The 21,145-nt window shown below is 68.6% G+C and carries 23 protein-coding genes; 13 read left to right on the top strand and 10 right to left on the bottom strand.

What is annotated here, in order from left to right; all coding sequences use genetic code 11:
- Window positions 1–7: 7 nt before the first annotated feature.
- The 6 genes from AZG88_RS18840 (at window position 8) to AZG88_RS18815 (ending at window position 7,355) form a co-directional block, all read left to right on the top strand.
- Window positions 8–1,210, top strand: coding sequence for an HpcH/HpaI aldolase/citrate lyase family protein (locus tag AZG88_RS18840; protein ID WP_095868005.1), 1,203 nt, complete (start codon window positions 8–10; stop codon window positions 1,208–1,210).
- Window positions 1,207–2,490, top strand: coding sequence for a phosphoribosyltransferase family protein (locus AZG88_RS18835; RefSeq protein ID WP_005251247.1), 1,284 nt, complete (start codon window positions 1,207–1,209; stop codon window positions 2,488–2,490). The genes AZG88_RS18840 and AZG88_RS18835 overlap by 4 nt, the downstream gene beginning before the upstream one ends.
- A complete protein-coding gene (locus AZG88_RS18830; protein ID WP_061698540.1) occupies window positions 2,487–3,596 on the top strand; it encodes a cysteine protease StiP family protein in 1,110 nt (369 codons plus the stop codon). The genes AZG88_RS18835 and AZG88_RS18830 overlap by 4 nt, the downstream gene beginning before the upstream one ends.
- Entirely contained in the window at window positions 3,593–4,471 is an 879-nt protein-coding gene (locus AZG88_RS18825) for a hypothetical protein (RefSeq protein ID WP_005251249.1), read from the top strand. Before AZG88_RS18830 ends, AZG88_RS18825 begins: the two co-directional genes overlap by 4 nt.
- Before the next feature lie 62 nt (window positions 4,472–4,533).
- Window positions 4,534–5,778, top strand: a complete 1,245-nt coding sequence (locus AZG88_RS18820) for a TerD family protein (RefSeq protein ID WP_061698539.1) — start codon at window positions 4,534–4,536, stop codon at window positions 5,776–5,778.
- Between the two features lie 8 nt (window positions 5,779–5,786).
- Window positions 5,787–7,355: a TerD family protein gene (locus AZG88_RS18815; protein ID WP_061698538.1), complete on the top strand. Its 1,569-nt coding sequence runs from the start codon at window positions 5,787–5,789 to the stop codon at window positions 7,353–7,355.
- Between the two features lie 21 nt (window positions 7,356–7,376).
- On the opposite strand, the gene AZG88_RS18810 is transcribed toward AZG88_RS18815, so the two are convergent.
- From AZG88_RS18810 to AZG88_RS18795, 4 genes are all read right to left on the bottom strand, one after another.
- The gene (locus AZG88_RS18810; protein WP_061698537.1) at window positions 7,377–8,783 is read right to left on the bottom strand and encodes an ABC1 kinase family protein; all 1,407 of its coding nucleotides are present in this window, start codon (window positions 8,781–8,783) and stop codon (window positions 7,377–7,379) included.
- Window positions 8,784–8,900: 117 nt separating this feature from the next.
- A complete protein-coding gene (locus tag AZG88_RS18805) occupies window positions 8,901–9,755 on the bottom strand; it encodes an LLM class F420-dependent oxidoreductase (protein ID WP_005251255.1) in 855 nt (284 codons plus the stop codon).
- 56 nt (window positions 9,756–9,811) lie between these two features.
- Window positions 9,812–10,378, bottom strand: a complete 567-nt coding sequence (locus AZG88_RS18800) for a hypothetical protein (RefSeq protein WP_005251256.1) — start codon at window positions 10,376–10,378, stop codon at window positions 9,812–9,814.
- A gap of 76 nt (window positions 10,379–10,454) precedes the next feature.
- Window positions 10,455–10,775: a GYD domain-containing protein gene (locus AZG88_RS18795; RefSeq protein ID WP_005251258.1), complete on the bottom strand. Its 321-nt coding sequence runs from the start codon at window positions 10,773–10,775 to the stop codon at window positions 10,455–10,457.
- 83 nt (window positions 10,776–10,858) lie between these two features.
- Between AZG88_RS18795 and AZG88_RS18790 the strand changes: the two genes are divergently transcribed.
- Both AZG88_RS18790 and AZG88_RS18785 read left to right on the top strand, forming a co-directional pair.
- The gene (locus AZG88_RS18790; RefSeq protein ID WP_061698536.1) at window positions 10,859–11,674 is read left to right on the top strand and encodes a DUF72 domain-containing protein; all 816 of its coding nucleotides are present in this window, start codon (window positions 10,859–10,861) and stop codon (window positions 11,672–11,674) included.
- 62 nt (window positions 11,675–11,736) lie between these two features.
- Entirely contained in the window at window positions 11,737–12,210 is a 474-nt protein-coding gene (locus AZG88_RS18785) for a hypothetical protein (RefSeq protein WP_005251262.1), read from the top strand.
- A 5-nt stretch (window positions 12,211–12,215) separates the two neighbouring features.
- Here AZG88_RS18785 and AZG88_RS18780 read toward each other — a convergent pair whose 3' ends face one another.
- The gene (locus AZG88_RS18780; protein ID WP_061698535.1) at window positions 12,216–12,533 is read right to left on the bottom strand and encodes an ArsR/SmtB family transcription factor; all 318 of its coding nucleotides are present in this window, start codon (window positions 12,531–12,533) and stop codon (window positions 12,216–12,218) included.
- Between the two features lie 90 nt (window positions 12,534–12,623).
- Between AZG88_RS18780 and AZG88_RS18775 the strand changes: the two genes are divergently transcribed.
- Complete coding sequence (locus AZG88_RS18775) at window positions 12,624–13,679, top strand: SDR family oxidoreductase (RefSeq protein ID WP_442971724.1); 1,056 nt, start codon at window positions 12,624–12,626, stop codon at window positions 13,677–13,679.
- Window positions 13,680–13,688: 9 nt separating this feature from the next.
- On the opposite strand, the gene AZG88_RS18770 is transcribed toward AZG88_RS18775, so the two are convergent.
- Complete coding sequence (locus AZG88_RS18770; RefSeq protein WP_037182531.1) at window positions 13,689–14,213, bottom strand: MarR family winged helix-turn-helix transcriptional regulator; 525 nt, start codon at window positions 14,211–14,213, stop codon at window positions 13,689–13,691.
- Window positions 14,214–14,279: 66 nt separating this feature from the next.
- On the opposite strand from AZG88_RS18770, the gene AZG88_RS18765 reads away from it, so the two are divergent.
- Window positions 14,280–15,692 (top strand): FUSC family protein, encoded by a 1,413-nt coding sequence (locus AZG88_RS18765; RefSeq protein WP_061698533.1) that lies wholly within the window; start codon window positions 14,280–14,282, stop codon window positions 15,690–15,692.
- 6 nt (window positions 15,693–15,698) lie between these two features.
- Here the strand turns inward: AZG88_RS18765 and AZG88_RS18760 are convergent, their stop codons facing one another.
- Together AZG88_RS18760 and AZG88_RS18755 are read right to left on the bottom strand one after the other, a co-directional pair.
- The gene (locus tag AZG88_RS18760) at window positions 15,699–16,088 is read right to left on the bottom strand and encodes a hypothetical protein (RefSeq protein WP_231914084.1); all 390 of its coding nucleotides are present in this window, start codon (window positions 16,086–16,088) and stop codon (window positions 15,699–15,701) included.
- Between the two features lie 5 nt (window positions 16,089–16,093).
- Window positions 16,094–16,693, bottom strand: coding sequence for a TetR/AcrR family transcriptional regulator (locus AZG88_RS18755; protein WP_061698531.1), 600 nt, complete (start codon window positions 16,691–16,693; stop codon window positions 16,094–16,096).
- A 95-nt stretch (window positions 16,694–16,788) separates the two neighbouring features.
- On the opposite strand from AZG88_RS18755, the gene AZG88_RS18750 reads away from it, so the two are divergent.
- The 3 genes from AZG88_RS18750 to AZG88_RS18740 all read left to right on the top strand — a co-directional run bounded on the left by AZG88_RS18750 (window position 16,789) and on the right by AZG88_RS18740 (window position 19,656).
- Window positions 16,789–17,823 (top strand): ABC transporter permease, encoded by a 1,035-nt coding sequence (locus AZG88_RS18750; RefSeq protein ID WP_061698530.1) that lies wholly within the window; start codon window positions 16,789–16,791, stop codon window positions 17,821–17,823.
- A gap of 20 nt (window positions 17,824–17,843) precedes the next feature.
- Window positions 17,844–18,512 (top strand): SanA/YdcF family protein, encoded by a 669-nt coding sequence (locus tag AZG88_RS18745; RefSeq protein ID WP_061698529.1) that lies wholly within the window; start codon window positions 17,844–17,846, stop codon window positions 18,510–18,512.
- A 67-nt stretch (window positions 18,513–18,579) separates the two neighbouring features.
- The gene (locus tag AZG88_RS18740) at window positions 18,580–19,656 is read left to right on the top strand and encodes a VIT1/CCC1 transporter family protein (RefSeq protein ID WP_025433237.1); all 1,077 of its coding nucleotides are present in this window, start codon (window positions 18,580–18,582) and stop codon (window positions 19,654–19,656) included.
- Here AZG88_RS18740 and AZG88_RS18735 read toward each other — a convergent pair.
- Both AZG88_RS18735 and AZG88_RS18730 read right to left on the bottom strand, forming a co-directional pair.
- Window positions 19,579–20,661, bottom strand: coding sequence for a GAF domain-containing protein (locus AZG88_RS18735; RefSeq protein WP_231914083.1), 1,083 nt, complete (start codon window positions 20,659–20,661; stop codon window positions 19,579–19,581). The genes AZG88_RS18740 and AZG88_RS18735 overlap by 78 nt on opposite strands.
- Before the next feature lie 62 nt (window positions 20,662–20,723).
- Window positions 20,724–21,038, bottom strand: coding sequence for an ArsR/SmtB family transcription factor (locus tag AZG88_RS18730; protein WP_025433236.1), 315 nt, complete (start codon window positions 21,036–21,038; stop codon window positions 20,724–20,726).
- Window positions 21,039–21,145: the final 107 nt, after the last annotated feature.

Raw genomic sequence — 21,145 nt, 5'->3', positions numbered from 1 at the left:
GGGGACGATGAGCATTAGCGAAGAGATGATGCCGGCTGCGGTAAAGCATGTTCGGCACTTCCACCACCTCGATCCCGAGACGCACGGCCGGCTGTTCCTGCACGCTCCGCAGGCGCTCGGGCCGGACGAGGATCGGACGGTGCTGGCCGTCGCGCTGGGCGCGACGCTGTACGTGCCTGCGACGAGGTCCGACCTCGCGGACACCGTCTTTCGCCGGTCCGGTGACGGTGTCTGCTCGATGGTCCTGGACCTCGAGGACGCGGTGGCCGACGACCAGGTGGAGGCGGCGCTGCTCAACGCCGTCGACGCGCTCGATCGGCTCGCGGTCCACGGTGGTGCGCGGATGCAGTTGTTCGTCCGGGTGCGGGCCGCCGAGGACCTTCGGCGGATCGCCGATCTGCTGACCACGGGCGTCGAGGTGTTGTCCGGATTCGTGATTCCGAAGTTCGGCAGTGCGACGGGGCGTGCGTTCCTCGACGAGCTGGCCGCGGCATCGGAGCGGCTCGGCAAGCACCTGTATGCGATGCCGGTGCTCGAATCGCCCGCACTGGTGCACCGCGAGACTCGCGACGACGAACTCGCGAAGATCGGCGCACTGCTCGTCGAACACCGCGAGCGGATCCTCGCGGTCCGCATCGGCGCTACCGACATGTGTGCCACGTTCGGCATCCGCCGCGACCGCGACCTGACGATCTACGACGTGCGGGTGGTCGCGGACGCGATTGCCGGCATCGTCAACTTCCTGGGCCGCGCCGACGACACCGGACACGTCATCACCGGTCCCGTGTGGGAGTACTTCGCCGACCACGAGCGAATGTTCCGGCCGACCCTGCGCGCCACGCCGTTCGAGGAGCACAACGAGGTGCGGTTCCGTCAGCAGCTGGTCAGCCGGGATCTGGACGGCCTGCTGCGGGAGATCGCCCTCGACCGCGCCAACGGCATCCAGGGCAAGACCGTCATCCACCCGACGCACGTCGCGGCCGTGCACGCCCTGTCCGCGGTCACGCATGAGGAGTACCACGATGCGCTCGACATTCTCGGCGCCGAGAGCGTCGGCGGCGTCCAGGCGTCGGGGTATCGCAACAAGATGAACGAAATGCGCCCGCACCGCAGCTGGGCCGAGAAGACACTCGTCCGGGCGAAGGTGTTCGGCGTGACAAACGAGGGAATCACGTTCGTGGATCTACTGACCGCACTGGCCGTCCGATGAGCTCACCCACCGCCGTGCGCGCGGTGCCCTGGGCCACGGAACATCTGGGGCTGACGCTCGCCCACGTGGGTTCGGACACGGGGCTGACCATCCCCGAACTCGTCGAGCCCGGCCTGCGGCGCAACCCGCGACGTGCCCACCTGCTCGTCTCGACGGTCCTCGGCAAGCACGTGCCCACCGACCCGGCTGCCGTGATCGGCGCAGGCGACCGCCTCGGCGATCTGGTCGCCGACGTCCTCGGCCCCGATGCAGATCCCGACGTGCTCGGATTCGCCGAAACCGCAACAGGTCTGGGGCATTGCGTCGCGGCCCGGCTGCGCGCCCGGTGTTACCTGCACTCCACGCGCCGGGACGTCCCCGAGATCGGGACGTCCGCCGGGTTCGAGGAGGGGCACTCGCACGCGACCAGTCACCAGCTACAGCCGACGTCCGTCGAGTTGTTCACGGGCGATCGCCCTCTCGTCCTCGTGGACGACGAGATCTCCACCGGCGCCACCGCGGTCGACGCGATCCGCGCGTTGCACCGGCAGAACCCCCGCAGCCGTTACGTCGTGGCGTCGCTCGTCGACATGCGCGAGCAGGGCCACCGGGACGCTGTCGACGCCGCCGCCGCCGAACTGGGGGTGCGGATCGACAGCGTGAGTCTGGCGGTGGGACGCACCGAGCTTCCCGACGGACTGATCGACTCGGTCGGTGCCCTCCCTGATCCCGTGCTCAACCCCGTCGGTGAGCGAACCGGGACCGTCGAGCGCGCCGACATATCGTGGCCCGCAACAGTTCCGGAGGGCGGGCGTCACGGGTTCCTGCAGGAAGACGCCGAGGAGTTCGATGCGGCCGTCGCGTCGGCGGCCGCGGTGCTCCGTGACCGGCTCGACCCGCAGGGCCCGGTGATCGTCGTCGGACACGAGGAGCTGATGTACCTCCCTCTGCGAATCGCGGACGCGCTCGCCACGTCCGGTGTCCGGGTTCGTTTCCAGACGACCACGCGGTCGCCCGCCTACGTGCTCGACCAGCCGGGATACCCGCTGCGCCGCGGATTCCGCTTCACGGCGCCCGAGATCGGGGAAGAACAGCCGCGTTTCGTCTACAACGCGCAATGGCCGGACGAGGACGCCGTCGTGGTCGCGGTGATCGACGCCGCGGCCGACACCGACCGGCTCACGGAAGCCGGCGGACTCCTCGACGTCCTCACCGCGTCGGGGACGGATGTGCTGCTGGCCGTCGTGTCCGGCGCCGACCCGCGGTCGCTGCGCGCCGCCCGTGCGGGAGCGTCGACGTGACGGCGCCCCTGACCGGCCCGGGGTTCGGTTCGTACGCCGCCGACGAGGTGGGCTGGCTGCTCAAAGACCTGTCGCACGTCGACCTCGAAGCCGATGTCGCCGAGCGGGAGCGCCGCATCCAGTCGGGTGAAGCCCACTACGCGGAAACGCTGCCCATCGAATACCAGCCCGACGCGGAGTACCGCGAGCTGTTCGAGAAGGTGCTGCAGGACAGCTCCATCCGGCTGGCGCGTGCCGTGGGGACGGTCACCGACCTCGTGCTGGCCGAGCGCGGCCGCGACGTCACCCTCGTGTCCCTGGCGCGGGCGGGAACCCCGGTGGGTGTGCTCATGCGCCGCTGGGCGCGCGACGTGCACGGGTTGACGCTGCCGCACTACGCCGTCTCCATCGTCCGGGACCGGGGGATCGACGCCGTCGCGCTCGACTACCTTGCGCAGCATCACGACCCGGCGAAGGTGGTGTTCGTCGACGGCTGGACGGGCAAGGGTGCCATCGCCCGCGAGTTGTCGCAGGCACTGGTCGAGTACCGCGAAGCCGGTGGCGCCGAGTTCGACGACGACCTCGCCGTCCTCGCCGATCCCGGGCATTGCGTTCGCACGTTCGGCACCCGCGACGACTTCCTGATCGCCTCGGCGTGCCTGAACTCGACCGTGTCGGGCCTGGTGTCGCGGACCGTCCTCAACGACACGCTGATCGGCCTCGGCGACTTCCACGGCGCCAAGTTCTACGCGCACCTGGCGGGCGAGGACGTGTCCAATCACCTCCTGGATTCCGTCCGCGCGTCCTTCGGGGATGTGCGTGAGCACGTTCCCGGCGACGTCGAGGACTTGCTGCGGTCGGACCGCACCCCGACCTGGGACGGCTGGAAGTCCGTCGAGGCGGTTCGGGAGCAGTACGGAATCTCGAGTGTGAACTTCGTGAAGCCCGGCGTCGGCGAAACCACCCGGGTGCTGCTGCGCCGGGTGCCGTGGCGGGTGCTCGTCCGCGACCTCGACGCCCCGGAGCACGCGCACATCCGGTTGCTCGCCGCCGCGCGTTCGGTCCCTGTCGAAGAGGTTCCCGGCCTGGCCTATTCGTGCATGGGTCTGATCAAGGATGTGACATGACCGCGCTGATCGCGACCGACCTCGACCGGACCATGATCTACTCGCGCGGGGCCATGGAACTCGCCGTCACCGAGAGCGACGTTGCCGAGCGGCCCGGCGACGAGGACCTGCTGTGCGTCGAGGTGTACGACGGCAAGCCGCTGTCCTACGTCACGTCGGCCGCCGAGGCCATGCTGCGGCGGCTCACCGCGTCTGCCGTGGTCGTGCCCACCACCACCCGCACCGTCGCCCAGTTCCAGCGCATCGACCTGCCGGGGGCGCCGTGGCGGTACGCGATCACGACCAACGGCGGCAACATCCTCGTCGACGGGGTGCCCGATGCGGGCTGGCGGTCGGGTGTCGACATCGCGATGGCCGGCCGTGGAGCCTCGCTGGTGGAGGTCGGCGCCGAGCTGAGCCGCCGCATCGACGACGGCTGGGTGCGTTCGTCCCGGGTGGCCGACGAGTTGTTCTCGTACCTGGTCGTGGACCTCGATGCGATGCCGGCGGGCTTCGTCGAGGAGTGGAACGACTGGTGCGTGGATCGGGGATGGGGTGTGTCCCGGCAGGGCCGCAAGATCTACACGATGCCCGACGCGGTGTGCAAGAGCCGTGCGGTCGCGGAGGTCCGTTCGAGGCTCGTCGACGACGGAGTGCTCGCGCCGGAAGCGCCCGTGCTGGCGGCCGGGGACGGGGCCCTCGACGCGAACATGCTCAGTGCGGCCGACGCCGCCATCCGCCCCCGGCACGGCGAACTCGAAACCGTCGACTGGCAGCATCCGACCCTGTCGGTCACCGGAAGCAGCGGTATCGCCGCTGGTGAGGAGATCCTGCGCTGGTTCGCGGACCGTGTCGCGCGGGGTGCGGGGACGACGGCCGTCGGCTCTCTTTTGTAGGTTGTAGGCAAACAGACCAAACGGGACAAACCCGACGCTCCCACAGTGAAGGAACCACCGCAGTGTCCACTCCGCTAGCCAAGGGTCAGAACGGCCCGCTGAGCGTCGACGACGTCATCGTCTCCCTCGAACTGACGGCCGCCGCCGACCTGTCCGCGCTGCTCGTCACGGACTCGGGGAAGGTCCGCTCGGACGCCGACTTCGTCTTCTTCAACCAGCCGGCCGGTCCCGGCGTGCAACTCGTCCCCGGAGCCACCGGACAGGCAGCCTCGTTGAAGGTGTCTCTCGGCGCGGTGCCTGCCGACATCGCCCAGGTGCGCGCGGTCATCACCCTCGACGACGCCACCAGTAACTTCGGCCGCTCCGCGCCGCCGACCGCCCGGGTGTCCGACGGTGCCGGAAACTCGCTGTACGAGTACAAGATCGAGGGACTGAACTCCGAGTCGATCGTCATCGCGCTCGAGCTGTACCGACGCCAGGGTGTCTGGAAGGTGCGGGCCGTCGGGCAGGGCTACGCCGGCGGGTTCGCCGCACTCGTCACCGATCACGGCGTGTCCGTCGACGACGCTCCCGCACCCGCCGCCGCTCCCGTCCAGCAGCCGCCCGCTCCCGCACCGGCACCGGCACCGCAAGCCGCCTACCCGCCGCCGGCCGCACCGGTTGCGCCCCCGGCTCCCGCTGCACCCCCCGCGCCCGCTGCTCCGGCCGAGGTCAGTCTCACCAAGTCGCGACCGGTCAGCCTCTCCAAGGGCCAGAAGGTCACGCTCCGCAAGGACGGTGGCGTCGCACTGACGTACATCCAGATGGGACTCGGCTGGGACCCGATCGAGAAGCGCGGCATGTTCGGGAACCGTTCCGCCAACGTCGACCTCGACGCGTCGGCGGTCCTGTTCGCGGACGACAACATGGTCGACGTCGCCTACTACGGGCAGCTGACGTCGAAGGACGGGTCGATCCGGCATCAGGGCGACAACCTCACCGGTGAGGGCGCCGGCGACGACGAGGTGATCCTCGTGGATCTCACCCGCATTCCGCCGCACGTCTCGACCATCGTGTTCATCGTGACGTCGTACCGCGGGCACACGTTCGAGCAGGTGAAGAACGCCTTCTGCCGCCTGGTGGACACCACGTCGTCGGCCGAACTCGCCCGGTTCACGCTGCAGGGCGGGATGCCGTTCACGGGAATGGTGATGGCCAAGGTGTACCGGGTGGGCGGCGAGTGGAAGCTGCAGGCCATCGGTGAGGGCATTCAGGCCAAGCACGCCGGGGAGGCCGCGCCTCAACTGGCCCGCTTCCTCGGCGTCTAGGGGCGGCGATGACGGTCCACCTCGTTCCGGGGCAGAACGCCCCGCTGCCGTCGCGCGAACTGCGTTTCCGTGCGGTCGATGCGACGCCGATCGACGTCTCCGCGTTGATCGTCGACGGTGATCTGCGCACGCTGTCCGCGGACCATTTCGTGTTCTACAACCAGCGCCGCGCCGCCGGTGTGGAACTCGACGCGGACGGAACGGTCCGGCTGCAGCTGGACGAGGTGGACGCCGCTGCGGCGGCCGTGCTGTGCGTGGTCAGTGTCGATCCGGCATCCCCGAACGGTCCGGCGACGCTGGCCCGCGAGGGGCTGACGGCCACGCTCGCCGACGAAAATGGTGTTCCCCTGGTCGTTTTCGACATCCCGCTGGTCGGTTCCGAGGCGGCCGCGATCTGCCTCGAGATCTACCGCCGCGGCACCGGGTGGAAGGTGCGGGCCGTCGGGCAGGGATACGACGGCGGCCTCGCCGAACTCGTCACCCGGCACGGCGTCGAGGTGGACGAACCCGCGCACCCTGTCGCCGAGGAGGTTCCGGCGACACCCGGTCCTGCGGGCATCCCGCTCGACCCGGCGCACTCGTTCGAGAGGGCGTGGATGATCTTCGAGGACGCGGCCCGGTCCGCGGCCTCCTTCCGATCCTCCCGCGACTACGCGCAGGCGCGGCTGGACGACGAACTGTCCGAGTCGGTGGCCGACCCGTCCACACGCAACAGTCCGGCGGTCGTGCAATCGCAGGCCAGGGCGCAGGGGCGGTGCGACGCCCTCGTCGCCGAGGCGCAGCGCAAATTCGACGGCGAGACTGCGCAATTGGCCGACGAACTCCGCGCCATCGACCCGCTGCTGCCGCGGTCGCTGGCCACCTTCGGGTCCGCCGCGTGGACGAGCCCGGTCACCGGCAGCGCCGTGACGGACGGGCTGAGGCTCGGCGAGTTGTCCGCACCCGACCTCGGTGAGTTGCGGGTCCCGTTCTGCGTTCATTACCCGTTGGGGCGTCCGCTCTGGATCGTCGGCGATCCGGCCGAGGCCGCACCGGTGGTCGCGGCGCTGGCGGCGCGCATGCTGGTGGCGTCACCTGCGGCGGCACAGCGGTTGGAGGTCGTCGACCTCAGCGGCTCGCTGCGCACGTTCACCGAACCCCTCGGTGCACTGCTGGCTTCGCCCGTCGTGACCTCGGCCTCCGACGTCACCGCCCGGCTCACCACGCTGTCCGAGAGCGTCGACCTCGCAGAAATGGCGGCCCGCAGCGGAATCCGAGACGCCGTACCGGAGCCGCGACTGGTGATCCTGGGCGATTTCCCGCACGGATACGGCACCGAGGACGCCGCCCGCATCGTGCACCTCGCCGATCACGGCCCCGCGGTCGGGACGTCGCTGATCATCGTCGGCGACAGCGCCTCCGCCGATTCGGATCCAGGCGTCGCGGTGCTCGAACGCATCGCGCAGCAGGTTCCCACATCGGGGGTCCTCACCGTCTCCGACCCGTGGACCGGCAACGACTGGATCCTGACACCCGACCGGCTCCCGGACCACCCCCTCCACCGAGCCTCGGTGCTGGATTCACTGACCGGGCAATAATTCCCTCGCCGCGAGCTCGCGTCACTCGTCGGGCAGTTCGACCCCGAGTTCGAGGGCCTTCGCGGCGACGGCGTCCGGGAAGACGTTGCGGAACAGGAACAGGTCTTGCCCGATCACCCAGCCGGGTGCGAGTTCCGTGGCGTAGCGCTCGAAGTAGCCGAGTTGCTTCCCGAACAGGACGAGCTCCTCGGGGCTGGCGACGCCCCATTTCTTGCCGATGCCGATGAGCGCCATGATGAGTTCGCTGAGCCGCAGTTCGCCGAGGTCCCGGCCCAGCAGGGGTGCGAGCGCGGCGGCCACCTGGAGTCCGATCTCGTCGTCGGTGGCGTCGTTGTCCGTGGCATATCCGAGGCTCCGGATTCCGCGGGCCATGCGGGAGAAGTCGCCGTCGATCAGCGTCGCGTAGAACATGTCGCGCAGGATCTGCCGCCACGACTCGGGGAGCTCACCGACGATGCCGAAGTCGAGCATCGCGATGCGTCCGTCGTCGAGGACCCACAGGTTGCCCGCGTGCACGTCGCCGTGGAACGGGCCGTGGAGGATGACGGACTCGATCCACACCTTGACGCCCCGGCGGATCAGCATGCGGGTGTCCATGTGGACGAGGTCGGGGAACCGGTCGAGCGGCAGCCCGTACATGCGTTCCATGCAGATGACGTGCGGACCGCAGTAGTCCCAGTACACCTCGGGGGTGGTGACGCCCTTGTTGTCGCCGAACGCCCCGATGTTCGTCCTGAACCGCGCCTGGCGGTCGGCCTCCACAGCACTGTTGAGTTCGGTCATCGTGGCCGCGTGGAGGTCACGGATGATGGCGGTGGCGTTGGCGATGCGAAAGAACTCGAACAGTTTCTCGAGGATCCGCGCACCCCAGTATGCGGTGCGCAGGTCCACCACCATGCGGCGGAAGATGTCGGGGCGTTGGACCTTGATGACGGCTTCCCTGCCGTCGGGGAGAACGCAGCCGTGCACCTGCGCGACGGATGCGGCGGCGAGGGGGACGTCGTCGAACGAGGCGAACAGTGCGTCGACGGGATGCCCCAGGTCGGCTTCGATCACCCGGCGGGCGTCCTCGGCGGGCACCGGCGGCACGTCGTCGAGACATCGCAGACAGGCGTTGGCCAACGGTGCGGGAAACACACCGGAGGACGACGCCATCAGCTGCCCGACCTTGACGAACGTCGGACCCAGCACCTCGAATCCGTTGACCAGGCCTTCCGACGCCGCGTCCGCAAGGGTGCGGCCACGACGTCGGACAGGCCAGGTGACCAGCGCCGACAAGGTGTACGCGACGACGACCAGGCCGATGACCAGCGCCCGCCACAACTCCGCGGCGCGGAAATGATCGAGGCTCGCGGAGTGCACGGTCAGGGCTGCAGGTGGCGGCCCCGAAGCGTACGGGCCGACCGGACGTGCCGTTGGCTCTTGCACAGTTCCTACCTTGCGTTCAGTGCTGCCTGCCGTTCAGAAGGGGACCATACCCCGACCGTTTCGGCGAACCCCTTTCAGTATGCGGTACCCGCCATCACACCATTTCGTTAGCGGAACTCAGAGTCCCAGCGCGCCTGCGAGCTCCCGCAGGGCAGGCACCGGATCGTCGCCCGCGGGGAGTACCTGGATGGCCACGTGATCGGCGCCCGCGTCCAGATGTTCCCGGAGGCGGCCGGCGACGTACTGGGTGTCGCCGTGGGCGGCGAGCGCGTCGATCAGGTCGTCGCTGCCGCCGTTCTCGATCTGCTCGTCGGTGTACCCGAGCCGTTTCAGGTTGTTGACATAATTGCGCAGGTGCAGGTACGGATTCTCGACGGCCGAACGTCCGATGGGGCGGGCGCGCTCCGGATCGGTGTCCAGCACGACCTTCTGCTCCGGCGCGATCACCGGACCCGGGCCCAGCAGCTCACGCGCTTCACGGGTGTGCTGCGGAGTGGTCAGGTACGGATGGGCGCCGGCGGCGCGGGCTGCGGACAATTCCAGAACCTTCGGACCGAGTGCGGCGAGGACGCGTCGTCCGGCCGGGACACCGGCAGCATCGAGGGCGTCGAGATACTCCACGAGCGCGGCGTACGGCTTGCTGTAGTTCAGTCCGGGCTGTTCGGGATGGCCGACACCGATGCCGAGGAGGAAGCGCCCCGGATGACGGGCTTCGAGCCGGTGGAACGAGGTCGCGATCTCGTCGGCGGGGGCGGTCCAGATGTTCACGATTCCGGTCGCGACCGTGATGGTGGATGTCGCGTCGAGCAGGCGTTCGGCGACGTCGAGGTCGGCAGGCGGGGAGCCGCCGATCCAGATCGCGCCGTAGCCTGCCGATTCGATCGCCGCACCCACCTCGGGGGCCAATCCGCCGGCGTGACGCCAGACGCCGAACTGTCCGAGCTGCGGGGTTTCTGCTGTGGTCTCCGTCATGTGGGGTGAAACCTTCTCTCATGGTCATTCATTCCGGTGTTCTCGCGTACGTGGTCTCAGGCCTGATGCAGCCAGGAGCGGAACAGGAGCGCGCCCGCGGCGGCGACCACGAGCGCGACGGGAACGGCCCACACCGGACCACCGTCGCCGAGTAGACGCCGAGTGAGTCCGGCCAGCAGAGAGGCGATGGCCTTCAGGATCCACACGGCGACCGGCACGAGCAGGAGTCCGAGGACGAGATGCACCAGCCAGGCGCCGGCGAGCGTCGGACCACCCCAGCTGTACTCGTAGGAACCGTCGGTGATCAGCCCGTAGAACAGGCCCCGGAACGCGGCGATCACGCTGAGGAACGCGAAAAACCAGGCCACCATCCCGACCAGCAGCGACAGCACCGAGTGCGCGAGAACTCTCGGCCACGACGGCGAACGCACGTCGATCCGCTCCGACGCGCTCGAGTCGGCGGCAGCGAGTTGCCACCGCCCGGCCCAGCGGTGCCGTCCGGTCACCGCGGCGCCGAGCGAGACGAGGCCTGCGGGAAACGCCCTCAGCGCGAACAGGGAACGGCGAGCGGACTCGGTGGTGAACGGGTTCACCGATGTGGAGTTGGCCTGGTCAGTTGGCATGGCTCGACGCTATCGACCGACTCCGCCGCCGCACATCATCCTGCAGAACGATATTCGCTACCGCAGGGGGAGTCGATCAGCTGCCGGGCGCCCGGTACTCGGCGTCCCGGCGCACCGCGTCGTCCACCTGCTCCGGCGTCAGCAGCGCCACCGATTCGGACCGCGCCGCACCGGAGGCGGTGGTGCGGATGCCGAGCGCGGCGGCCGCGACGTCGTCCGGCACGTCACCGATCACGAACAGATCCCGGCCACCCAGTGCGAAGTAGCAGGATTCGACTGTGCCCCCGACGCTTTCGACCATCTGTGTGATCGCGTCGCGTCGTGCGGTGCCGCCTTCGGCGAGTAATCCCTTCGCGCCTTCGGGTGAGTACGTGACCTGCCAGAGATATCTCGGCATCAGTGCCTCCTCGATTGTGGGGTCCTCTCATGGTTCTCCCGGGACGGGCCACATGCAATAGGTTCCGGCGCTAGGGTCGTGAGATGGCTGAGGCCCGCGTAGGTATCTCCGGCTGGACGTATCCCGGTTGGCGCGGCGACTTCTACCCGGAAGGCCTGGCGCATCGCAAGGAGTTGACCTATGCCGCGGGGCGATTGACGTCCATCGAGATCAACGGGTCCTTCTATTCGTTGCAGCGGCCGACGAGCTATGCCAAGTGGCGTGAGGAAACACCGGGGAGTTTCGTGTTCGCCGTCAAGGGCGGGCGCTACATCACGCACATGAAGAGGCTGGTCGGCGCGGAGACGGCACTGGCGAACTTCTTCGCATCCGGGGTGCTCGCGTTGGGCCCCAAGCTCGGACCGCTGCTGTGGCAACTGCCCCCGACACTCGCGTTCGATTCGACGAGTCTCGCAGCGTTCTTCGACCAGCTGCCGCGCACGACCACCGACGCCGCGGCGCTCGCGTCACGTCACGACGACAAGCTCACCGACGACAGGGCCTGGACCGAAACGGATGCCGATCGCCCCGTCCGCCACGCGCTCGAGGTCCGGCATCCCAGTTTCGACACGGAGGAGGCGAGGGAGTTGCTCCGCGCGCACGACGTCGCGTTCGTCGTCGCCGACACGGCAGGCCGGTACCCGTACGTGGAGGCAGTGACGAGCGAATTCGTCTACGTCCGGTTGCACGGGGACAAGGAGTTGTATGCCAGCGGCTATACGGACGAGGCGCTGGACGAGTGGGCCCGCAAGCTCGAGCGGTGGCTCGGGGAGGGGCTCGACTGTTTCGCCTACTTCGACAACGACATGAAGGGGCACGCGCCGTTCGACGCGCTGCGGCTGATCGAGCGGCTGCGTTGACTGTCGGAGCCTCGTGGCACAGTGAGCTTCGGTTCGATGAAGACGAGAAGAGGATCTACCGGATGTGGCCCACTCATTGGCCTGCTGTCGCGCGTGACATCGCCGAAGCGCTGGATGCCGCCATCGTCGCGGCGCGTGCGTCGGACGCGGCGGCGCTGGCCGAGGCGACGGAGGAACTGGCGGCCCTGCCCGCGGAACAGGTCGGTGCGGTGCTGGCGGGGGTGGTCCGGGAACTGCTCGAGACGCTGCACCCGGACGGGCTGACGGGTGAGGATGTGCAGGACGTTCTCACCCGCTGCGCGCGGGCGGCGGCACTCTGGTTTCCGGTAGTCGACGTCGATTCGCTGGTCACCGTGCTGACCGGTGCACTCGGCGTGGCCGACGTCGAGGAGAGCCCGCGCAGACCGGAGCGTGCCGTCGAGGCCGCGATCCTGGTGATCGCCGATCTGCTGAGTGCGGCGGAGGTTCCCGCCGACGGTTACGTCCGCCGGGCGCTCGACGAGATCGCGCGCGCCGAAACTGTCGAGATGCCCTGATTCGTTCAGAGTTCGGTGCGGATGTGATCGGCCAGCCGGGCGATCCGGTCCTCGTTGCGGCGGTAGTGAGTCCACTGGCCGATCCGATGGCTGGTGACCAGTCCGGCGCTCTGTAGCGCGGTCATGTACTGCGAGGCCGTCGACTGGGAGACCTCGGCCCTCGCCTGAATGTGCTTCAGGCACACGCCCACCTCGTCGGCGGGTTCGAGCTGCGGGGGAAAGCTGTCGGGGTCCTTCAGCCACTGCAGGATGCGCACGCGGGTCGGGTTCGACAACGCTTTGAAGACCAGGGCCAGGTCGGTCGCGTCCGGAAGCTCACTCACAGACTCATCGTACCGCCATATCGCGATTTTCCGATATGTGTGCTTGACTCGGCATATCGCAACTTCGCGATATGTCGATAGGGGTGAGTGATGGCGAAGCGCAGAGTGGCAGTGGTCGTCGGTGCGCGCGGGGTGATCGGAGGCAATCTGATCGACCACCTCGAGGCGACCGGGGAATGGGAGATCATCGGACTGTCGCGCCGAGGCGGACCCGGCACCGACCGGGTGCGGCACATCGCGGTCGATCTGCTCGACGAGCGCGACGCCGCCGACAAGCTGGGTGAAATGCGCGACGTGACCCACATCTTCTACGCCGCCTACCAGGACCGTCCGTCGTGGGCGGAGCTCGTCGCACCCAACGTCGCGATGCTCGTCAACACGGTGAACGCGCTCGAACCCGTGGCTGCCGCGCTCGAGCACATCAGCCTGATGCAGGGCTACAAGGTCTATGGCGCCCATCTCGGACCGTTCAAGACGCCGGCGCGCGAGAGCGACCCGCCGCACATGCCGCCCGAGTTCAATGTGGATCAGCAACAGTTCCTGGAAGACCGTCAGCGCGGCAAGCGCTGGACGTGGTCTGCGATCCGCCCCTCGGTCGTGTGCGGATTCGCCCTCGGCAACCCGATGAATCTCGCACTGGTGATTGCCGTCTACGCCACGATGTCGAAGGAACTCGGAGTGCCGCTGCGGTTTCCGGGTAAGCCCGGCGCGTACACGAGTCTGATCGAGATGACCGACGCCGGACTGCTGGCGGAGGCGACCGTCTGGGCCGCGACCACGCCCGAGTGTGCCAACCAGGCGTTGAACATCAACAACGGGGATCTGTTCCGCTGGGACGAGATGCTGCCGAAGATCGCGGATTTCTTCGAACTGGACGTCGCACCGCCGCTGCCGATGTCGATGGACGTCGTCATGGCCGACAAGGAGTCGGTGTGGGACCGCCTCGTCGCGAAGCACGGACTGGAGCCCACGCCGTACTCGGACGTCTCGTCGTGGGCGTTCGGCGACTTCGTCTTCGGCTGGGACTACGACGTCATCGCCGACGGTTCCAAGGCGCGCCGGCTGGGTTTCCACCGGCACGTCGAGACCGAGCAGATGTTCCTCGACATCTTCCGCGACCTTCGAGCCCGGAAGATCATTCCCTGAGGGAGGGAACTACCGGCGAATCCCGGATTCGACGTTGGCGGCGATCCGCCGGAGCAGCCCGGCCAGGACGGCGCATTCGTCCTCGTCGAGTCCGGCGAGGAATTGCCGGTCCCGTTCGACACGCTGCGGGAACTCGGTGTCGACGAGTTTCCGCCCGGACTCGGTCAGATGAAGCAATACGACGCGCCCGTCGCGTTCGAACGGTAACCGTTCCACGAGTCCCAGCCGGGCCAGGCGGTCGACGTGTTTGGTGGTGGATGCGCCGCTGAGCATCGTCACGGCGGTGACCTCGCTGGCTCGCAGTGGCCGATCGCTGCGGGCGAGTACGCACAGGACGTCGAACTCGGCGCGCGAGACCCCGCTCGCGTCCAGGGCGCGGTCGAGTTGCTGCAGGGCCTGGGATCCGATCCGGGTGATGCGACCCATCACTTCGATCGGTGACGTGTCCACTTCGGGATGGGTCTCGGCCCATTCGCGTCGAACGCGATCGGTGAAATCCTCATCCGGACGTGGGGCAGTGCTCATGAAAACCATCGTAGCGACCAACTTCACATTAATTCAGAACTATTTTACTGGTGAAGTATACGGTACGCTGAGGTCATGCAGGCTTCCCCTCGATACGCACCTGACCTCAGCCGGCTCCATCGCTCCCGTGGGGCGCTCGCCCACTCGGTGGCCCCGTCGACATGGCGTCGTGCGTTCGAGGTCCGGAACGCCGACGCCACCATCGCCCCTGCGCTACGGGTAGGTGCGGCGACGGCCCTGGTGCTGGTCATCGGCGGCCTGCTCGGGCACGGCAATCTCTCGGGCTTCGCGGCGCTCGGTGCGCTGACCGCCGCGTTCGGCCGATACGAGCCGTACCCGCGGCTCGCCCGCAAGACGGGTCTCGTCGGTGTCGCGCTCATCGCCTTCGTCGCCGGGGGAGCGCTCCTCGGTGCGGCGGGACTGTCGCTCTGGCTGCAGATCGCGGTCATGTCCGTGGCGTCGGGGGTCGCCGCGTGGCTGCTGGCGGCGTTCCGCATCGCCGGTCCCGGACCGGTCATCCTGATCTTCGCGGCGACCGCCGCGGTCGGGCATTCGACCCAGCTCTCCGATCTCGGACCGGCCGTCGTGGCCGTGGCGATCGGTGTCGTCGTGGGCTGGCTCGCTGCCATGACGCCCTGTCTGTTCGTTCCCCTCGGTCCCGCCCGGCTGGCGGTGGCGCGGGCACTCGCCGCGGCCGCGGAACTGGAGCATGCACACGACGCCTCCGCGATCGCGTCCGCGCGCAAGGCGATCGACAACGCGCGAGATGTGATCGCGCACAGCGGTCGCGGCCGGGACGGGCACTCCCACCAATTGTTCGCGCTTCTCGCCGAAGCGGACACGGTGGTCGACCGGTGGGCGCACGAGCGTGACCACGACACCCTGCGCGCGCTCGTCGATCACGAGTCCGAACTTCGTAAGGTGAAGCGCCGCAGCGACCTTTCGGCGTTCGGATCCGAGATCGCGGTACTCCCGAAGCCGGGCGGCTTCTTCGCGGACGGTGTCCAGGCACTGCAGTCGCGAGAGGGGATCGTCAACGCGGCCCGTATCGCCGCTGCGGCCGCGCTGGCCGGATGGATCTGTGTGGCAATGGGATTGGAGCACCCGCTGTGGGCGTCGATGGGTGCGATGGCCGCGATGCAGGGTTTCAACTTCAGTCAGACCGTGCAGCGCGGAATTCAACGCCTCGTCGGAAACGTGGCAGGTGCCGTCCTCGCCGCCGGGCTGATCGCCGCAGCGATGGGGTACTGGCAGACCGTCGTGGTCATCGTGGTGCTGCAGACCGTGACCGAACTGGTGGTCATCAAGAACTACGCGTTCGCGTCCGTCGCCATCACGCCCATGGCTCTGCTGCTCACGGGCCTCGGCTCGGCGGTCGCCCCGGACATCGCGGTGAGCCGCGTCGTCGACACGCTCATCGGTGTGGTGGTCGGGGTGATCGTCTCGGCTGTCGCGATCAGCCGGACCGACCACCATCACGTGGGCTGAGGCGGCTCAGATCCCCGTCGCGGAGACGTAACCGGCGAATCCGATCGCGCACGCGCCCGCGCAGAGGATCAGGGTTCCGCACGCCACCGGCCACGCGATCGTGCGCCGGGCGATGCGTGCGATGGTGACCGCGCCGCCGATCACGGTCACGAGTGCGGCGACTGCGAGCGCCACGCACACCGCGATCCAGGCGTTCTCGGCGCTGCACGTCTCGGGCGGGCAGTAGTCCAGGAACAGCAGCCAGAACAGCCCCGCGACTGCGGAGATGCTGGCGACGGCGACCGCGACGACGAGCGCGGCCGCCGACACCGCCACGTCCCAGCCGTTCAGCGGCGGCTGATCGTCACCCGCACGCGGGTGATTCCATGGCTGTGGCAGAGGCCCCCCTGGCTGCATTCTCGTCACAGTACAGCGGTCTCCGGGAGGATCGGCGGCGGCAGCGGAGCCCCGTCCGGGCGCAACCCGGCGAGGAACACCGTGATCAGCCGCGGAACGAGATTGGCCGTCGTGTCGTCGAACATCAGCACGTGGGGCCGGGTGAGCATGGCGATCCCCATGATGATCTCGAGCGGCACGACGTCCTCGCGGACCAGCCCGACGTCCTGGAGCCGGCGAATGAAGTCGGTGACCGTCGACTTCGTGAGCTCCCTCGACTCGCGGACGTCGCGTGGTAGCTCGTCGAGGCTGTTGACCAGCGCGGGAACCAATGCTCCCATGCGCAGTTCGACCACGGCGTCGACGAACCGCCGCCACGCTCCCTCCGGGTCGTCCGTGCATTCGTCCAGTCCCCGGACGGCAAGTTCGCGGACTTCGGCGAGCGTCGTCCGGGCAACGGCGTGGGCGAGCTCGTCCCGGCTCGGAAAATTCCGGTAGAGGGTGGCGATCCCGACACCGGCCTTCGCGGCGATGGCGTCGAGCGGTGCGTCGTGCCCGCGGTCGGCGAACACCGCGCGGGCAGCCTTGATCAGCGTGTTGCGTCGTTCCAGCGCGTCTGCCCGCACGATTCCACCTCTTCCGTTGACAACCCAGCATAACCGGAGGAATATTCTCCACAAGTAACGGAGGAATTTCCTCCACTTAGTGGAAGGGGAGTCCGATGAGCACTTCGGATATCGGGACACTTGCGCCGCGCACGAAGCCGACCGCGCGGTCGGCGCACGGTCCGTCCGATCCCGTGAAATTGGCCGCTGTGGTGCTGGGACTCACCGCGGTGATCGCGCTGATGCTGCTGGCGTTCGCGTTGCCCGCCGTCAACAGCGGCCCGCACGACCTCCGGCTGGGCGTCGCCGGACCCGACGCGGCCGTCACCCGGATCGACTCCGCGCTCGACGCAGCACACCCGGGCGCGTTCGTCACCGAGCGCTTTCCCGACGCCGATGCGGTCCGGACGGCGATCGAACACCGCGAGATGGTCGGCGGAATCGTCGCGACATCGGACGGCATGAAGGTCCTGTCGGCGGGCGCCGGCGGGGCGCCCATCGCGCAGACGATGAACGGTATCGCGGCGGGCATGAGCAAGACTGCGGGACAGACCGTTCCGGTCGAGGATGTTGTTCCGCTGACGGCCGGCGACCCCGCCGGCGTCGGTCTCGGTGCCTTGGCGCTTCCCCTGGTCTTCGGCGGCATGATCCCCGCGCTCGCGCTCGTGCGGCTGTTTCCGCGCAGTGTCGGTCGGCGGGTGGCCGGGGCGGTGCTGTTCGCCGTGAGCGCCGGGGTGGTGTTGACGGCAATTCTGCAGTTCGGCCTCGGAAGCGTCGACGGCAACTACTGGACGACCACCGGCGCCGTCGTTCTCGGCATCGCCGCCATCTCGCTGACCGTTCTCGGGCTCGAATCGGTGCTGGGCACAGCGGGGTTCGCGCTCGGCGCGGTGACTATGATCTTCTTCGCCAATCCGCTGTCCGGCCTGGCGACCTCCGCGGCGTGGCTCCCTTCGGGGTGGGGCGCATTCGGTCAGCTGTTGCCACCCGGCGCGGCGGGCACCGTGGTGCGGTCGACGGCGTTCTTCGACGGACACGGAGCCGGTGCGGCGGTGCTCGTGCTGACCTGCTGGGTGCTGTTCGGGCTGGGTCTGTGCCTGGTGTCCGGACTGCGTGAGCGGCGCGCCGGGGAAGAACTGGCCGTCGCCTGACGCTGTGGTTTGATGGCGGCATGGGGGAAAGACGGATCGTCCGCCGACTGGTCGGCATCGGAGCGGGCCTCGGTGCGCTCGCGGTCCTCGTCGTGGCGGCCTCGACGGTGTGGATATCGCGCGAGGCCTCCGGCCACGTCTACGACGTCGACGACGCACCCGAAGCGCCGGTCGTCATCGTCCTCGGTGCGCAGGTGCGCGACGGCAAACCCCGGGAGTACCTGGCCGGACGCCTCGACGTCGCCGTCCGTCTCGTGCAGGACGGCCGTGCGCGGGCGGTCCTCGTCTCGGGCGACGGTGCAGGCAGATCCGGCGACGAGATCGCGGCGATGACGGACTACCTGGTGGAGAAGGGCATCGACCGCAGCAAGATCGTCGGAGATCGGTACGGGCTCGACACCTACGACACGTGCGCGCGGGCCGTCCAGACGTACGGAGTGACCAAGGCGCTGATCGTCACTCAGGGTTTCCACGTCCCCCGCGCGGTCGCGCTGTGTCGCGGTGCCGGGATCGACGTCGCCGGAGTCAACGCCGGATGTGAATGCCGCCCGATCACGATGGCGAGGAACACGGTGCGCGAATCGCTGGCCCGGCCGAAGGCCGTCCTCGACCTGCTGTCCGGGCGCGATCCTGTGGTGGTCTCCGAACCGGAGGACTCACTCGGGAAGGCGCTCGCCGCCGAGGACTGAACTGGAACCGCCGCGGTGGGGAGGGGCTCGTCGGTACGCTTCTCCCTCGACGATCGGGAGGCTGACGATGGTTGGTGCACGACCGGATCCCGGTCCGCGAGAAGTCCGGAAATGGCGTCGCTACCTCGCCGACGAACGCGCCGAGGCGGCCGTCTACCGCGACCTCGCGAAACGTCGGACCGGTGAGGAACGCGAGATTCTGCTGGCGCTCGCCGACGCCGAGGGACGGCACGAGGCGCACTGGCGCGAGCTGCTCGGCGAACACGTCGGCAAGCCCGTGCGCGGTGACGTCCGCACGCGCATCCTCGGTGTGCTGGCCCGGCGGTTCGGATCGGTGTTCGTGCTGGCCCTCGCGCAGCGCGCGGAGACCCGGTCCCCGTACCCGACGGACGTCGACGCCACCGACGCCATGGGTGCGGACGAGCGAATCCACGAAGAGGTGGTGCGGGCGCTGGCGGCGCGCGGGCGAAATCGGCTGTCCGGCACGTTTCGTGCCGCAGTGTTCGGTGCCAACGACGGTCTGGTCAGCAACCTCGCCCTCGTCCTCGGCATCAGCGGTAGCGGCGTCGACAATCACATCGTCCTGCTGACCGGCCTCGCCGGTCTGCTCGCGGGCGCGTTGTCGATGGGCGCGGGTGAGTACGTGTCCGTGCGGTCGCAGCGTGAACTGCTCGAGGCTTCGGCACCGGGGCCGGGCGCCCGTGAGGCGGTGCCGCTCCTCGACGTCGACGCGAACGAACTCGCACTGGTGTACCGCGCGCGGGGAATGCCCGCGCAGGACGCCGAGAAACGCGCGGCCGACGTGCTGCGGAGAGCCGTTCAGCCCGAGCCCGTTTCGGGTACGGAAACCGTCGACGAGCACGAGGCCATCGGCACCGGGCTCGGTGCGGCTGCCGCGAGTTTCTGCTTCTTCGCGTCCGGTGCGGTGATCCCCGTGCTGCCGTACCTCTTCGGCATGGAAGGCACCGCCGCGCTCGTGGTCGCGGCCGCGCTGGTCGGCGTCGCGCTGCTCGGGACCGGTCTGGTGGTGGGGTTGCTGTCGGGTGGACCCCCGGTCAAGCGCGCGTTACGCCAGCTGGCAATCGGGTACGGCGCAGCCGCCGCCACCTACCTGCTGGGCATGCTGTTCGGGACAGGCGCCTGAGAACGTCATCATCACCACGGGTGTGGAACCGTAGCCGGGGACGGGAAACGTGCGCACCGTGTGCCGGGACCAGGACCCGTCGGACAGGGCGACGCGGGCGACACCGGGAAGGCGCGCCGTGATCCGTTGCCGCACGTCGGCGAGGTCTTCGTCGTGCAGCAGTCCGATCTGCCCGCCTTCCGCCGCCGCGGACAGACCCGCCAGCGGTGCCGTGATCCATTTGATGGCGTATCCGTGCTGTGAATCGACCAGTGCCGCATGAACCCCCGCGACCGCGTGCACGGTCGACGCGATGTCCGAATCCATCACCCGGATCGCCAGTTCGCCGACGTCGGTCTTGTGTGTGACGTCGTGATCGACGCCCCGCAGCACCACCCCTTCGGGTGTCTCGACGGCGCGGCGCACGAACCGGACGAGGCGTAGCATTCCGTCGTCGTGGCGGGCGATGAGTTCGCCGGACAGGAATTCGCCGTCCCGCGCGTTGTCGACGCGTTCCATCAGCACCGCGATGTCGGAGATCCGCGGCACCCTCCGGTACAGGTCGGCGAGACCGAAATAGCCGTGTTCCGGCCGGGTGTCCGCGACCCCGTACAGATTCCGGAACTCACGGGTCCATCGAGTGCGTCGCGGACCCGCCGATACGGACAGGTTCCATTCCCATCCCGCTGCCCGGTGCGGCGGTGGCACCGGACTGTCCGCACGACCGGTGAAGATCTGCACGGCGAGGACGTCCCCACCCGGACCGAGTACCGGTTTCGCCACGACGAAATCGATATCGCCGACCGTCTCGCCGAGAGTCACCTGCACCGGCTGTCCCGACGACTTCACCGTGTCGATGGCGCCCGCCACCAGCGTCAGCATTCTGCCGCGGTAGACGTTGCCGAGCGGCCGGCACTGCCGCTGCTTGATGCCCTCGGCGATCACCGTCGGTGCGTCTCCCAGGATTTCGACCAGAATCCAGCCGTCGCCGCTGCCCCGTTGTTCCACTCGTACTGCCCCCCTCATGGCGCCCGATCATCCCATGGCGGTGAGGCGGGTGCTCGGCGAGACGGTCGCCGCAACGGCGTTCAGGCCGGTGCGGTCGCGACGGCGTCCAGGAGTCCGGGGAAGCGGGATTCGATGTCGGATCTGCGCAGCTGAGCCATCCGCGAATTGCCGCGATCGACCTGTGTGATCAGCCCGGCCTCGCGCAGGACCTTGAAGTGGTGGCTGCGGGTCGATTTGGACACCGGCAGCCCGAACGACGTGCAGTGACGTTCCGCCCCGTCCGCCTCCACCATGAGCTTCTGCACGACCTCCAGTCGCAGGGGATCGGCGAGTGCGGCCAGGACGGAGACCAATTCGATCTCGTCGACCGCGGGATGTCCCTCGGCGTCGGGCACGGCACACCTCCAGGTTCGGGTCGTCGACCACCAGAGTGAAGGTTCGTCTTGCATAGAACCTAACTCTGGTGCATGGTTCGTATTATATCGAACCTCTGGTGCACGGG

Origin of the sequence: Rhodococcus sp. LB1 (genome assembly GCF_001583455.1) — a bacterium.
In the GTDB taxonomy this organism is placed as follows: domain Bacteria; phylum Actinomycetota; class Actinomycetes; order Mycobacteriales; family Mycobacteriaceae; genus Rhodococcus_F; species Rhodococcus_F opacus.
Note: the sequence above shows the minus strand (reverse complement) of the source record. Positions and strands in the feature narration are given on the sequence as shown.

Bases quoted from the DNA above. Each gene is read 5' to 3' on its own strand.
- AZG88_RS18840 (WP_095868005.1), top strand. From the start codon at position 8: ATGAGCATTAGCGAAGAGATGATGCCGGCTGCGGTAAAGCATGTTCGG.
- AZG88_RS18835 (WP_005251247.1), top strand. From the start codon at position 1,207: ATGAGCTCACCCACCGCCGTGCGCGCGGTGCCCTGGGCCACGGAACAT.
- AZG88_RS18825 (WP_005251249.1), top strand. From the start codon at position 3,593: ATGACCGCGCTGATCGCGACCGACCTCGACCGGACCATGATCTACTCG.
- AZG88_RS18815 (WP_061698538.1), top strand. From the start codon at position 5,787: ATGACGGTCCACCTCGTTCCGGGGCAGAACGCCCCGCTGCCGTCGCGC.
- AZG88_RS18805 (WP_005251255.1), bottom strand. From the start codon at position 9,755: ATGACGGAGACCACAGCAGAAACCCCGCAGCTCGGACAGTTCGGCGTC.
- AZG88_RS18800 (WP_005251256.1), bottom strand. From the start codon at position 10,378: ATGCCAACTGACCAGGCCAACTCCACATCGGTGAACCCGTTCACCACC.
- AZG88_RS18795 (WP_005251258.1), bottom strand. From the start codon at position 10,775: ATGCCGAGATATCTCTGGCAGGTCACGTACTCACCCGAAGGCGCGAAG.
- AZG88_RS18790 (WP_061698536.1), top strand. From the start codon at position 10,859: ATGGCTGAGGCCCGCGTAGGTATCTCCGGCTGGACGTATCCCGGTTGG.
- AZG88_RS18785 (WP_005251262.1), top strand. From the start codon at position 11,737: ATGTGGCCCACTCATTGGCCTGCTGTCGCGCGTGACATCGCCGAAGCG.
- AZG88_RS18775 (WP_442971724.1), top strand. From the start codon at position 12,624: ATGGCGAAGCGCAGAGTGGCAGTGGTCGTCGGTGCGCGCGGGGTGATC.
- AZG88_RS18770 (WP_037182531.1), bottom strand. From the start codon at position 14,213: ATGGTTTTCATGAGCACTGCCCCACGTCCGGATGAGGATTTCACCGAT.
- AZG88_RS18765 (WP_061698533.1), top strand. From the start codon at position 14,280: ATGCAGGCTTCCCCTCGATACGCACCTGACCTCAGCCGGCTCCATCGC.
- AZG88_RS18760 (WP_231914084.1), bottom strand. From the start codon at position 16,088: ATGCAGCCAGGGGGGCCTCTGCCACAGCCATGGAATCACCCGCGTGCG.
- AZG88_RS18750 (WP_061698530.1), top strand. From the start codon at position 16,789: ATGAGCACTTCGGATATCGGGACACTTGCGCCGCGCACGAAGCCGACC.
- AZG88_RS18745 (WP_061698529.1), top strand. From the start codon at position 17,844: ATGGGGGAAAGACGGATCGTCCGCCGACTGGTCGGCATCGGAGCGGGC.
- AZG88_RS18740 (WP_025433237.1), top strand. From the start codon at position 18,580: ATGGTTGGTGCACGACCGGATCCCGGTCCGCGAGAAGTCCGGAAATGG.
- AZG88_RS18735 (WP_231914083.1), bottom strand. From the start codon at position 20,661: ATGAGGGGGGCAGTACGAGTGGAACAACGGGGCAGCGGCGACGGCTGG.